We start from the raw sequence: 13,020 nt of genomic DNA, 5'->3' as shown, positions 1-13,020 counted from the left end.
GTTTTTGATCAGATCAAGCCAGCGAACGACCCCACGGACGTGGACCGCCGATGACATGCATATGCAGATGGTACACCTCTTGTCCGCCATCGGGACCGATATTGAACAAGGTCTTGAAACCGCCTTTGCCATCACCTTCAACGTTGTAACCGCATCCGAGTTGCGCGGCAAGTTTTGGTGCCAGCAAGGACATTTTGCCAAGCAGGGCCTGATCTTCTGTTGTGCAATCAGCAAGCGTTGCAATATGCTTTTTCGGCACGATCAGAAAATGGACAGGCGCAGCAGGATTGATATCGTGAAATGCCAGCAGATCGTCATCTTCATGAATCAACTTTGCCGGAATCTGTTTTGCAGCGATCTTGCAGAAAATGCAGTTATCCAAATCACGTCTCCTTGTTATCACACCATGTCATGCGCGACATGACATGCTCAATCCTTGCGGGAAGCTTTTTCTTCGATGCCTGACACGCCTTCTCGGCGCGCCAGCTCATTGATGACGTCCTGCGGTTTCAGATCGAATTGCGCCAGCAGTACCATCGAGTGAAACCAGAGATCGGCGCATTCGTACAGTACCTTGGATTTATCACCACTGACGCGCGCATCCTTGGCGGCCATCACGGTTTCGGTCGCTTCCTCACCGATTTTCTTCAGAATGGCGTCGTCACCTTTGCTGAACAAGCGCGCGACATAGGATTTTTCCGGGTCGCCGCCCGCAGCCGGTTTGCGCGATTCAATGACCTCGGCCAGACGGCTCAGCATCTCACTCATGTCCGCCCTTATCCTTATCCTTATAAATGGCATCCGGGTCTTTCAACACCGACTCGACGGTCTGCCAGTCGCCGCCAGCCGCATCACCTTCAAACTTCTGAAAGAAGCAGGAGTGACGTCCTGTGTGACATGCAATCTTGCCGACCTGCTCAACCTTGAGCAGTACGACATCTTCATCGCAATCGAGGCGAACCTCATGCACTTTTTGCGTGTGGCCGGATTCCTCACCCTTGTGCCACAGCTTCTTGCGCGAACGACTCCAGTAGATTGCTTCGCCCGTTTCCACAGTCTTGGCCAGCGCGTCGCGATTCATCCACGCGAACATCAACACATCATTGCTGCCGACTTCCTGCGCAATGACCGGAACAAGACCGTGCTCGTCCCACTTTACCTTGTTTAACCACTTTGCATTGGTACTCATACCAACCTCATCGGGATGCCTTGTTCGGACATGAAGCGCTTGGCTTCCTGCACCGTATGCTGACCATAGTGAAAAATGCTGGCTGCCAACACTGCATCAGCACGACCAACCTTGATGCCATCCGACAAATCCTGCAAGCCGCCCACACCACCGGATGCAATCACCGGAATGCTGATGGCATCGGAAACGGAACGTGTCAAATCCAGATCGAAACCGGACCTGGTGCCATCACGATCCATGCTGGTCAGCAGGATTTCGCCGGCGCCCAGACCTTCCATCTTTCTTGCCCACTCGATCGCATCGAGTCCGGTTGCCTTGCGACCGCCATGGGTAAAGACTTCCCAACGACCATCGCTGGCTTTCTTGGCATCGATGGCAACAACAATGCATTGCGAGCCGTATTTTTTTGCCGCGTCGAAAACCAGCTGCGGATTGCTGATGGCTGAGCTGTTGATGCCAACCTTGTCGGCACCCGCATTGAGCAAACGACGCACGTCTTCCACTGCACGCACGCCACCACCAACCGTCAGCGGGATGAATACCTGCGAAGCCACCGCTTCGATGATATCGAGAATCAGATCGCGGCCATCGGACGTCGCCGTGATGTCGAGAAACGTGATTTCATCCGCGCCCTGATCATCATAGCGTTTGGCGATCTCCACCGGATCACCAGCATCACGCAGTTCGAGAAAATTGACGCCCTTGACGACGCGACCAGCAGTCACGTCGAGGCAAGGGATAATCCGTTTTGCCAGTGTCATTCGTCAGTTTCCGGTTCGACACCGCTCAGCTCGTCTGCGCGATCCTGTGCGGAGCGCAAATCCAGCGTGCCCTCATAGATCGAACGACCACAAATCACGCCTTCAATACCTTCGTCCTGTACGTCGCAAAGTGCTTCGACGTCCTTGATGTTATGCACGCCGCCGGAGGCGATGATCGGAATGCTCACGCTTTGTGCCAGCTTGACCGTGGCATCGATATTGACACCACCCATCATGCCGTCACGTCCGATGTCGGTATAGACGATGGCTTCACAGCCATAGTCTTCAAATTTTTTCGCCAGATCGATGACCTCGTGACCGGACAGTTTGCTCCAGCCATCGGTTGCAACCTTGCCATCCTTGGCGTCAAGACCGACGATGATCTGGCCCGGAAACGCGCTGCATGCATCGTGCAGAAAACCCGGATTCTTGACGGCTGCGGTGCCGATGATGATGTAGCTCAAGCCATCATCGAGATAGCGTTCGATCGTATCCAGATCACGGATGCCACCACCCAGCTGCACAGGAATTTCATCCAGGCCGTTCTCTTCTGCAAATTCACGCACCGTCAGCAAGATCGATTTGACTGCGGACTCGTTCTTCGGCTTGCCGGCAAATGCGCCATTCAGATCAACCAGATGCAGACGACGTGCGCCCTGCATCAACCAATGGCGCGCCATCTCGGCAGGGTCTTCGGAGAATACGGTCGCCTGTTCCATATCGCCTTGTTTCAGGCGAACGCAATGACCGTCTTTGAGATCGATGGCAGGGATGAGCAGCATGGGATGGTTTTGTTAAGAGTGATGAATGAAAACAAGAAACGATCAGAAAATGCGATCAGGGATTCCAGTGAACAAAATTCTTGTATAACTGCAAACCGGCCGATGCACTTTTTTCCGGGTGAAACTGGGTAGCAAAGATATTGTCTCGCGCAATCGCGCTGCAAAACTCGGCGCCATAAGGCGTCTCACCAGCAACGTGTGCACGCTCTGCAGGCTGCGCGTAATAACTGTGCACAAAGTAAAAGTAACTGTCGTCGGCAATGCCGTTCCAGAGTGGGTGAGACAGGGACTGACGAACACGGTTCCAGCCCATCTGCGGCACCTTGAAGCGCGAGCCGTCTTCCTGCACCTGATCGTCGAGACGAAAGCGCACTACCTTACCGGGGAACAACCCCAGGCCATCGGTATCGCCCTCTTCGCTCCAGTCAAACATCATTTGCTCACCGACGCAGACGCCAAACAAAGGCTTGCTGGCAGCAGCCTTCAATACCTCTTCCTTGACGCCCGATTCCTGCAGGGAACGCATGCAGTCAGGAATCGCACCTTGGCCTGGCAATACCAACCGGTCAGCCGACCGAATATCGGCCACGTCGCCCGAAATGCGGACATCGGCCTCCGGCGCAACCTGACGCAAGGCTTGCGCAACAGAGCGCAAGTTACCCATGCCGTAATCCACCACCACGATCTTGTTCATACCGGTATTTCAGAATTCCATGTTTGAAACGAAGCTGGCAAGCGCTACAGACTGCCTTTGGTCGATGGAATGGTGCCAGCACTGCGTGAATCCAGTTCAAGCGCCATGCGCAATGCACGGCCAAACGCCTTGAAGACGGTTTCGCATTGATGATGCGCATTCACGCCGCGCAGGTTATCGATGTGCAGCGTGCACAAGGCATGATTAACGAAGCCGTGAAAAAATTCGCTGGTCAGATCGACGTCAAACGTACCGATCATGGAGCGCGTAAAAGGAACGTTGAACTCTAGGCCTGGGCGTCCGGAAAAATCGATGACTACGCGGGACAAGGCTTCGTCCAGCGGCACATAGGAATGACCGTAACGACGAATACCCTTCTTGTCGCCAACTGCTTTGGCGAACGCCTGACCCAATGTGATGCCGACGTCCTCCACCGTGTGATGCGCATCGATGTGCAAATCACCCTTGGCATCAATTTCCAGATCGATCAGGCCGTGACGCGCGATCTGATCCAGCATGTGATCAAGAAACGGCACACCGGTATTCAGTTTTTGCTGGCCGGTACCGTCCAGATTGATGGCAACGCGAATCTGCGTTTCGTTGGTGTTACGCGTAACTTCAGCGGTACGTGACGTGGACATGAGAGGTAAAAACGTTGAAAACGATGGTCGTTGATGGAGTGGTCAGGCAACACATTGCCTCTGGTGATGCACGAATGATGTTTCTGACAACCAATGATGCTGTTTTGAATTTACTGCACTACTGGCATTCTACCCAAATTTTGGGCAAGCACTTTGCGTTCCAGCATCAGAAGGTCATCACAAACAAGATTTTTAGGCTGTTTTGCACAAAAGTAGGCAGAAGCGGAACAAATTGACCGCCTTGTCGCGACAAATTCACTCACATGGCGCAACAGTCGAGTGCGTAGCCTGCCCCTTGTCCAAGGTGGCCAGTCGCTCCTGAATCAGCGCGCAATACTCGGCATTCAGCTCAAACCCGGTGTATTGTCGGCCACAACGTAAAGCAGCGACTGCCGTCGTGCCGCTCCCAAGAAATGGATCAAGCACCACCCCCCCCGGTGGACACGATGCCTTGATCATGCGCTCCACGACTTCCAGCGGTTTCTGCGTCGGATGATCCTCGCGCTCGCGATGTTCACGATGCAGGCGCGACACGCTCCAGACATCCTTGGGGTTGTAGCCCATTTCCAGCCATTTGGCGCCGACAAAGATGGAACGCGAACGCGCCTTCTTGGTTTGCGCATCGTAGGGTACGCGCACGGCATCCAGATCGAAGTAATAGTCCTTCGCCTTGACGAACAGACCGATGGTGTCATGCACAGAGGAAAATCGTCGCACGCTGCCGCCCATCGATGGCACACGTCGATCCCAGATGATTTCGTTGATCATGGTCATGCGTTTTTTGAGCATGACAAAGATTTCCGGCGAATAGCGCCAGGTCAGGAAGATATAGAGACTGCCGGTAGATTTGAGCTTGGGCAGCGCCAGATCAATCCACTGCTCCATCCATGCCAGATATGCGTCGGCATCGAGCTTATCCGAGTCATTGCCGTAATCCTTGCCCAACCCATAAGGTGGATCAGCAATGATCAGATCGATGGACGCCTCGGGAATGCGCGACAAGCCAAGCAGCGCATCTTCGCAAAAGATGCGATTGCACCAGTCTGTCATGTGCGCATCCCTGGCATCATCACTTCAAACGATATTCGGCAGAACGCGCATGCGCCTGCAAGCCTTCGCCGTAGGCCAGCTCGGCCGCAACCTTGCCCAGCGTCTGCGCACCGCCTTCGCTGACTTGCAGAATGCTCGAACGCTTCTGGAAGTCGTAGACACCCAGCGGCGACGAGAAACGTGCCGTACGCGAAGTCGGCAGCACATGGTTGGGTCCTGCACAGTAATCGCCAAGCGATTCGGAAGAAAAACGACCAAGGAACATCGCACCGGCGTGACGAATCTTGTCAGCCAATTGCTGTGGATTCTCGGCAGAAATTTCCAGATGCTCCGCCGCGATGAAGTTGGCAATCTCGCACGCTTCATCCATGTCGCGCACCTTGATCAGTGCGCCCCGATTGGTCAGCGAGGTCGTGATGACATCCTTGCGCGGCATGTCAGCCAGTTGGCGATTCACACTCTCGGCCACTTTGTCGAGATACGCTTCATCCGGGCAGATCAGGATCGACTGCGCCAGTTCATCGTGCTCTGCCTGCGAGAACAGATCCATCGCAATCCAGTCCGGATTGGTCGTGCCATCGCAGATCACCAGAATTTCCGAAGGGCCGGCGATCATGTCGATACCAACTGTGCCAAACACGCGACGCTTGGCCGCAGCAACATACGCATTACCCGGACCGACAATCTTGTCCACTTGCGGAATCGTCGCCGTACCATAAGCCAGCGCGCCAACCGCCTGTGCACCACCAATCGTGAATACACGATCTACACCGGACATCGCTGCGGCGGCCAGCACCAGTTCATTTTTTACACCGTTCGGCGTCGGCACGACCATGATGACTTCCGGCACACCGGCAACCTTGGCCGGAATGGCATTCATCAGCACCGACGAAGGGTACGCTGCCTTGCCGCCTGGAACGTACAAGCCCACGCGATCCAGTGGCGTGACTTTCTGACCGAGGATGGTGCCATCTGCTTCCGTGTAGGTAAAACCGTTGGAGCCGATTTCGTTCTTCTGACGTTCGTGATAAATACGTACGCGATCTGCGGCCACCTGCAAGGCAGCACGTCGTTCCGGCGTCAGTTGATCGAGCGCGGCTTGCAGTTCGGCTTGCGAAATTTCAAGCGCTGCCATGCTGTCTGCTTCAACATGATCGAAGCGCTTGGTGTATTCGAGCACGGCCTTGTCGCCCTCGCGCTTGATATGCTCGAGAATCTGCATTGCACTGCGATCAATGGCTTCGTCTTCCGACGCCTCAAATGCCAGCACCTCGCTCAACTGCTTCGGGAAGTCAGGGTGACTGGAATCAAACTTGCGAATCTGTATGGACATCTCTATTTCCGCTCAGATCAAAAATAACGATAAATCAAACAATAGCAGCGAATCGACAAAACGCTGTCTCAAGCATTACGCTTCGATGCCGCTTCAAATGCTTCCAGAATCGGCTGCAAGCGCTCACGCTTAAGCTTCAGCGCGGCCTGATTGACAACCAGACGTGACGAAATCTGCATGATCTCTTCCACCTCGACCAGATTGTTGGCGCGCAACGTGCTGCCGGTGCTGACCAGATCGACGATGGCATCGGCCAAGCCGACCAGCGGCCCCAACTCCATCGAGCCGTACAACTTGATCAGATCAACGTGCACACCCTTGGCGGCGAAGTGTTCGCGCGCGGTCTGTACATATTTAGTCACGACACGCAGACGCGCGCCTTGGCGCACTGCCGTGTCGTAATCGAAACCAGCGCGCACGGCAACCGACATGCGGCATTTGGCGATATTCAGATCGATCGGCTGATACAAGCCTTCACCACCATGCTCAAGCAAGACATCCTTGCCGGCAACACCGAAATCCGCCGCGCCATACTGTACGTAGGTCGGTACATCCGATGCACGTACGATGATGACTTGCACGTTCGGGTCATTGGTCGGCAGGATCAGCTTGCGCGAGGTTTCCGGATTTTCGCTGACCTTGATGCCAGCCGCTTCAAGCAATGGCAGGGTCTCTTCGAAAATACGGCCCTTGGAGAGCGCCAGTGTCAGTTGTTGCGAGTGTTGGGTCATGATTTGACTCGTTGAATATTGGCGCCCACGACGGACAATTTGACTTCCATGCGGTCGTAACCGCGGTCCAGATGATAGATGCGGTCGATGCAGGTTTCGCCTTCGGCGGCCAGCGCCGCAATGACCAGCGATGCTGATGCACGCAGATCGGTTGCCATGACCGGTGCACCAACCAGTTTATCGACGCCATTGATGATGGCCGTGTGACCTTCGATCGTGATGGCCGCGCCAAGACGATTCATCTCCTGCACGTGCATGAAGCGATTTTCAAAGATCGTCTCGACCACGCGGCTGCTGCCTTCAGCAATACAGTTCATCGCCATGAACTGCGCCTGCATGTCAGTCGGAAAACCAGGATATTCGGTCGTACGGAAACTGACTGCTTTGGGACGCGATGCCATCTGCACACGAATCCAGTCATCACCCGTCGTCAGAATTGTGCCCGCTTCGCGCAATTTATCGAGCGCCACATCCAGCGTATCGGTACGCGCATTGCGCAAGGTCACATCACCGCCAGCGGCGGCAACAGCACAGAGGAACGTTGCAGTCTCGATGCGGTCCGGAATCACCGCATGCGTTGCGCCGTGGAGCTTGTCGACACCCTGAATCACCAGGCGATCGGTACCGATGCCTTCGATCTTTGCGCCCATCGCAACCAGCAGATTGGCCAGATCGGTCACTTCCGGTTCACGCGCAGCGTTTTCCAGAATCGTCTCGCCTTCTGCCAGCACGGCAGCCATCAGCAGATTCTCGGTGCCGGTGACCGTGATCATGTCGGTAACGATGCGTGTGCCTTTAAGTTTTTTGGCACGTGCGTGGATATACCCGGCCTCGATCGAAATCTCGGCGCCCATCGCCTGCAAACCCTTGATGTGCTGATCAACCGGACGTGAGCCGATGGCACAACCGCCCGGCAAGGACACCTTGGCCTCGCCAAAGCGCGCCAATAACGGGCCCAGTACAAGAATCGAAGCGCGCATGGTTTTGACCAGTTGATACGGCGCTTCCAGCTTGTCAATCGCATCGCCATTGAGCACGACGGTTTCGCCGTCCTGGCGAATCTTCAGGCCCATCTGCTCCAGCAGTTTGAGCATGGTTGCCACGTCCTGCAGGCGCGGCACATTGTGCAGCTCAACTGCATCATCCGTCAGCAAGCCCGCACAAAGAATCGGCAATGCCGCGTTCTTCGCACCAGCAATGGTGATCTCACCCGAAAGGCGATGACCGCCCTGTATCAAAAGCTTATCCATGTACGGCGTAGTCCATGCAGGAGTTGATTGGTAACGACTCGATTTACTACCGAGTTATTTCTGGAATTCTTCCGGCGTCAGCGTCTTCATCGACAGCGCGTGAATTTCTGCCTTCATGCGGTCACCAAGTGCCGCATAAACCAGTTGATGGCGCTGAATCAAACGTTTGCCGGCGAAAGCATCCGAGACGATTACCGCTTCGAAGTGCGAACCATCGCCACTGACTTCCAGATGGGAACAATTCAGACCTGCGGCGATATAGCTTTTTACCAGTTCGGGTGTGGGCAACATGGTTCTGCCTTTTCAAAAAAGAATGGGTAATGATAAATGCACAGTGTCATCAATGCCGCAGTTTGTATCCGCTACGCAGCAACGACACTCCAAACGTAACCAGCAACGTCAGAAAACAGGTGACAACAGCACAACTGATCAGGGGATTGACGTCGGACTGTCCGAAGAAGCCATAACGAAATCCATCGATCATGTAGAAAAACGGGTTCAGATGCGACACGTTTTGCCAGAACGTCGGCAAGGAGTGCACCGAGTAAAACACGCCGGACAGGAACGTCGCCGGCATGATCAGGAAATTCTGGAACGCCGCGAGCTGATCAAATTTCTCCGCCCAGATACCGGCTATCACACCCATCGTGCCGAGCATGGCCGCACCCAGTACCGCAAAAATCGCAATCCACCACGGCGCGACAAAACTCATGTCGGCAAACCACGCCGTGACCAGAAACACGCCCGATCCGACGATCAGTCCACGCGCAACGGCCGCCAGCACATAGGCGCTGAACAACTCCCAGTGCGACAGCGGCGTCAGCAAAACGAATACCAGATTGCCGGTGATCTTGGACTGAATCAGTGACGAAGATGAATTGGCAAACGCGTTCTGCAGTACGCTCATCATCACCAGGCCGGGCACCAGAAATGCCGTGTACTGCACACCGGGATAGACCTGTACATGATCTTCCAGCACGTGACCAAAAATCAGAAGGTAGAGCACAGCAGTCAGGATGGGTGCCGCTACTGTTTGTGTTGCCACCTTCCAGAAACGCAGCATTTCCTTGTAAAACAAGGTTTGGAAGCCGGTCATTTTTCACCCTCCATGATCTGAATAAAGACGTCTTCCAGATCAGCCTGCTGCAAATGCAGGTCTTCCACCACCGCGCCTGACTGCCTTAAGGCCGCCAACACCGGCTCGACTTCCGAATGGTCGTTGATGCGCAAAGTGTACTTGCGACCAGTCAGCAATTCTTCAGGATGCGAGACCAGTGGCTTCAGCGCATCAGGCAACGTACCGGACGCGAGTTGCACAATCAGTTGCGAACCGGATATTCGCCTAATCAAGCTGGCCGTCGTGTCCAGAGCGACAACTTGCCCCGCCTTCAGCATGGCGACGCGATTGCATAGCGCCTGCGCTTCTTCGAGATAGTGTGTGGTCAGTACCACCGTGTGCCCATCACGATTGAGACGGGAAATAAACTTCCATAGCGTCTGGCGCAATTCGACGTCAACACCTGCAGTCGGCTCATCCAGCACGATGACCGGCGGCTTGTGAACCAGTGCCTGCGCCACCAGCACGCGACGTTTCATGCCACCAGACAGCGCACGCATGTTTGCATCCGCCTTGCTGGTCAGATCGAGGTGATGCATGACTTCATCGATCCACGCATCGTTATTCTTCAAACCGTAGTAACCGGACTGCATACGCAGAGTTTCTCTTACCGTGAAAAACGGATCAAACACCAGTTCTTGCGGCACAACGCCGAGTAGTTTGCGCGCCTGCCGGTAGGCCGTCACAGTGTCATGCCCGTGCACGGTGACGTTACCGGCATCCGCCCGGTTCAGTCCGGCGATGATCGAGATCAGCGTGGTTTTGCCCGCGCCGTTCGGGCCGAGCAAGCCGAAAAATTCGCCTTCTTCGATGGATAGCGAAACGCCCCGCAAGGCCTTCAGTGCCTTGTAGCTTTTTTCGACGTTATTGACTTGAATTGCAGCCATATTGGCCAACGACACTTTATGCAGAGGAAATGCCGAATGAACAATGCGAATGCGCATTGAATAAATGGCGAAACCCTTGATTATATTAGATTCCGGGACCAAAGCCCGGACAAGACAAGGTGACGCGTGAAAAGCGTCAAACTGGCAGGATCAATGGTGAGGCAGATCAGCGCGGGAAGCGGACAATCCGAGGACGCTTTCCACATCGTAAAGCGACATCAGGCTGCGCAAACTGTCCGGAATGTTATGCAGAGTCAATGATGTGCCACGGGCTTTGCTCGCTCGTTGCCACGCCAGAACGGTCGCTACGGCAGAGGAGTCCACTACTTCGACAGCAACGAAATCAATGGCAGATTCCCCGCCCCCAATGGCAGCCAACCCTGCGTTCAACGCAGCGTTGGCATGATCATAAGTGAGCGAGGAAGGCGCCTGAAACATGGGATTACTTGGCAATTTCGCCAGCTTTGGTTGGCGATGTCACTGCCTTGCCGCCTGACTTGGCGACATTGGCAGCCAGTTTGGCATTGCGGTCCTTGATCGAAGCGATCAGGCCGTCCACGCCGGACTTGTTGATTTCTGCGGCAAAGCTGCCTTTGTAGCTCTCAATCAGCCACGCACCCAGTACGTTGACGTCATAGATTTTCCAGCCGCTGTCCGACTTGATCAGACGATAGCTCAGTTGCACCGGCTCGCCACGCGGCTGCACCACACGCGTATTTACCACCACATCCTTGTCATCCGCGGCTGCACGGAATGGCAGGTATTCGAATTTCTGATCCGTTACTTGGGAAATGGCGCCTGTATAGGTGTAAGTCAGCAACTTCTTGAACTCATCGGTCAATTGCGTCTTTTGCTCAGGTGTTGCCTGACGCCAGGCACGACCGACAGCCAGCGCAGTCGTGCGCTGAAAATCGACATGCGGCAGGATTTTTTCATCGACAACCTGCTGAATACGCGTCTGGCTGCCCGATTGAATCTGCTTATCGGTTTTTGCCGTGGCAAGAATTTCTTCACTCAAACGCTTGATCAAGGCATCCGGCGCCTCTGCAGCAGAGGCAAAACCGGCAAACGAAAGTGCCATAAAAGCGAAAGTCAATTTTTTCAGAAGCTGATTCATGATTCTCCAATCTGGCTGAACAGGACAACATTTCGCACACGGCAAGATTGCGCATGCATGATCATCCTGGCTCACATGTGAGCGATGGTCTTGTTTTCAAGCGATTCGACCATCGGAAAATGAGGTGGTTCAGCCGCCTGGCGGCCGAACTGTAACTGAATGTACCTGCCGGAAAATGGCAGGCAGAACGCGATCAAGGCTGAATATCGTCTTCGTCGTAGTTTGTTGGTGGCGGCGCGCCGTCATACACCAGGCTTTGACGACGTTGCAGATAACCGTCACGGAAGAAGGTGTAACGATCCAGCGCGGCATCTTCCATCAGATTGCTTGCATTGAGCAACGTGGCACGGTAATCGACAACGCGCACGACGGCACCCGTATTACGTACACTGACCGGCGTGACATAGGTCCATGGATCACCATAAATGTCGGCAGGCAATGCAGCCGTGTCACGCAAAGTCGAACCGCCAAAGAAAGGCAGAACGATGTATGGGCCTGGCTTTACGCCCCATTTACCCAGGGTTTGACCAAAATCCTCGTTGTGCTTGGTGATACCTGCTTCCGATGCAATATCCAGCAGACCGCCAAAGCCCAGCGTCGTATTGACGGCCACACGCATGAAGTCGTTCAAGCCGTTTTCTGCCTTGCCTTGCAGGAAGTTGTTGACCATGATCCAGACGTCACCAATGTTGCTGAAGAAATTGTTGACACCCGTCTGGACAAAGGATGGCAAATGATCGCGGTAAGCCGTGGCGACCGGTTTCAATGCAACGCGATCAACCGTGTCGTTGAATTCGAACATCGCACGGTTATAACCTTCGAACGGATCACCCGCCGTGGTGTTACCGTTGGTGCTGGCGCAACCGCTGAGCAGAATGGCTGTGGCAAACAGAAATGCCTTGGCTGTCTTTTTCATTTGCTATCTTCTTTCCCTTCGGCTGCTTTACTGAAAAGGAACTGACTGATCAGGTTCTCCAGCACCATCGCCGACTGTGTCATGGTAATTCGATCTCCCGACGCTAAATTGTCGGGGTCACCCCCGGCCTCAAGGCCGATGTATTGTTCGCCCAACAATCCCGACGTCAGGATTTTGGCCGATGAATCTTTTGGAAACTGGTAACGGTTTTCGATATTGAGAACGACAGTCGCCTGAAAGGTCTGATCGTCAAAACTGATATCACCGACACGCCCCACGACAACGCCCGCACTCTTGACCGGCGCACGCGGCTTCAGGCCGCCGATATTGTCGAAACGCGTCACAACCGTATAGGTCGGCTGAAACGACAACGAACTGGTGTTGCCAGCCTTCATGGCCAGAAACAACAATGCCGCCGCACCCAGCAGGACGAACAGTCCAACCCATAAGTCTAATGATTTCCGTTGCATAAGCTCATACCTCAAATAGGGGAAAATGCATTCAACACGATCAATCGTGGCGCATTCACAACACACTGCGACAATCGGTCAG

General features: G+C 54.4%; 18 protein-coding genes. All 18 read right to left on the bottom strand.

Annotation, left to right across the window (positions count from 1 at the left end; translation table 11 throughout):
• Window positions 1-13 precede the first annotated feature (13 nt).
• Window positions 14-382: a histidine triad nucleotide-binding protein gene (locus IEV29_RS10410; protein ID WP_188381244.1), complete on the bottom strand. Its 369-nt coding sequence runs from the start codon at window positions 380-382 to the stop codon at window positions 14-16.
• A 47-nt stretch (window positions 383-429) separates the two neighbouring features.
• The gene (locus tag IEV29_RS10405; RefSeq protein ID WP_188381243.1) at window positions 430-768 is read right to left on the bottom strand and encodes a phosphoribosyl-ATP diphosphatase; all 339 of its coding nucleotides are present in this window, start codon (window positions 766-768) and stop codon (window positions 430-432) included.
• Complete coding sequence (hisI, locus tag IEV29_RS10400) at window positions 761-1,189, bottom strand: phosphoribosyl-AMP cyclohydrolase (protein ID WP_188381242.1); 429 nt, start codon at window positions 1,187-1,189, stop codon at window positions 761-763. Before hisI ends, IEV29_RS10405 begins: the two co-directional genes overlap by 8 nt.
• Window positions 1,186-1,950 carry an imidazole glycerol phosphate synthase subunit HisF gene (hisF, locus tag IEV29_RS10395; RefSeq protein WP_188381241.1) on the bottom strand — a complete coding sequence of 255 codons (765 nt, stop codon included), beginning with the start codon at window positions 1,948-1,950 and terminating at the stop codon, window positions 1,186-1,188. The genes hisI and hisF overlap by 4 nt, the downstream gene beginning before the upstream one ends.
• Window positions 1,947-2,732 carry a 1-(5-phosphoribosyl)-5-[(5-phosphoribosylamino)methylideneamino]imidazole-4-carboxamide isomerase gene (gene hisA / locus IEV29_RS10390; RefSeq protein WP_188381240.1) on the bottom strand — a complete coding sequence of 262 codons (786 nt, stop codon included), beginning with the start codon at window positions 2,730-2,732 and terminating at the stop codon, window positions 1,947-1,949. The genes hisF and hisA overlap by 4 nt, the downstream gene beginning before the upstream one ends.
• Window positions 2,733-2,787: 55 nt before the next feature.
• Window positions 2,788-3,426 (bottom strand): imidazole glycerol phosphate synthase subunit HisH, encoded by a 639-nt coding sequence (gene hisH, locus IEV29_RS10385; protein WP_188381239.1) that lies wholly within the window; start codon window positions 3,424-3,426, stop codon window positions 2,788-2,790.
• Window positions 3,427-3,470: 44 nt separating this feature from the next.
• The gene (gene hisB, locus IEV29_RS10380) at window positions 3,471-4,067 is read right to left on the bottom strand and encodes an imidazoleglycerol-phosphate dehydratase HisB (protein ID WP_188381238.1); all 597 of its coding nucleotides are present in this window, start codon (window positions 4,065-4,067) and stop codon (window positions 3,471-3,473) included.
• A 255-nt stretch (window positions 4,068-4,322) separates the two neighbouring features.
• A complete protein-coding gene (locus IEV29_RS10375) occupies window positions 4,323-5,117 on the bottom strand; it encodes a DNA-methyltransferase (RefSeq protein ID WP_188381237.1) in 795 nt (264 codons plus the stop codon).
• A gap of 19 nt (window positions 5,118-5,136) precedes the next feature.
• Window positions 5,137-6,450 (bottom strand): histidinol dehydrogenase, encoded by a 1,314-nt coding sequence (hisD, locus tag IEV29_RS10370; RefSeq protein WP_188381236.1) that lies wholly within the window; start codon window positions 6,448-6,450, stop codon window positions 5,137-5,139.
• Window positions 6,451-6,518: 68 nt separating this feature from the next.
• Entirely contained in the window at window positions 6,519-7,181 is a 663-nt protein-coding gene (hisG, locus tag IEV29_RS10365) for an ATP phosphoribosyltransferase (RefSeq protein WP_188381235.1), read from the bottom strand.
• Entirely contained in the window at window positions 7,178-8,431 is a 1,254-nt protein-coding gene (gene murA, locus IEV29_RS10360) for a UDP-N-acetylglucosamine 1-carboxyvinyltransferase (RefSeq protein WP_188381234.1), read from the bottom strand. Before murA ends, hisG begins: the two co-directional genes overlap by 4 nt.
• 54 nt (window positions 8,432-8,485) lie before the next feature.
• Entirely contained in the window at window positions 8,486-8,722 is a 237-nt protein-coding gene (locus tag IEV29_RS10355; RefSeq protein WP_188381233.1) for a BolA family protein, read from the bottom strand.
• 49 nt (window positions 8,723-8,771) lie between these two features.
• The gene (locus tag IEV29_RS10350; protein WP_188381232.1) at window positions 8,772-9,527 is read right to left on the bottom strand and encodes an ABC transporter permease; all 756 of its coding nucleotides are present in this window, start codon (window positions 9,525-9,527) and stop codon (window positions 8,772-8,774) included.
• A complete protein-coding gene (locus tag IEV29_RS10345; protein WP_188381231.1) occupies window positions 9,524-10,435 on the bottom strand; it encodes an ABC transporter ATP-binding protein in 912 nt (303 codons plus the stop codon). The genes IEV29_RS10350 and IEV29_RS10345 overlap by 4 nt, the downstream gene beginning before the upstream one ends.
• A 150-nt stretch (window positions 10,436-10,585) precedes the next feature.
• Window positions 10,586-10,873 carry an STAS domain-containing protein gene (locus IEV29_RS10340; protein ID WP_188381230.1) on the bottom strand — a complete coding sequence of 96 codons (288 nt, stop codon included), beginning with the start codon at window positions 10,871-10,873 and terminating at the stop codon, window positions 10,586-10,588.
• A gap of 4 nt (window positions 10,874-10,877) precedes the next feature.
• Window positions 10,878-11,552 (bottom strand): MlaC/ttg2D family ABC transporter substrate-binding protein, encoded by a 675-nt coding sequence (locus tag IEV29_RS10335; RefSeq protein WP_188381229.1) that lies wholly within the window; start codon window positions 11,550-11,552, stop codon window positions 10,878-10,880.
• Between the two features lie 193 nt (window positions 11,553-11,745).
• Window positions 11,746-12,468, bottom strand: coding sequence for an MlaA family lipoprotein (locus IEV29_RS10330; RefSeq protein WP_188381228.1), 723 nt, complete (start codon window positions 12,466-12,468; stop codon window positions 11,746-11,748).
• Window positions 12,465-12,938, bottom strand: a complete 474-nt coding sequence (gene mlaD, locus IEV29_RS10325) for an outer membrane lipid asymmetry maintenance protein MlaD (protein WP_188381227.1) — start codon at window positions 12,936-12,938, stop codon at window positions 12,465-12,467. Before mlaD ends, IEV29_RS10330 begins: the two co-directional genes overlap by 4 nt.
• Window positions 12,939-13,020: the final 82 nt, after the last annotated feature.

Source organism: Oxalicibacterium faecigallinarum (assembly GCF_014635705.1).
GTDB lineage: Bacteria > Pseudomonadota > Gammaproteobacteria > Burkholderiales > Burkholderiaceae_D > Oxalicibacterium > Oxalicibacterium faecigallinarum.
Note: the sequence above shows the minus strand (reverse complement) of the source record. Positions and strands in the feature narration are given on the sequence as shown.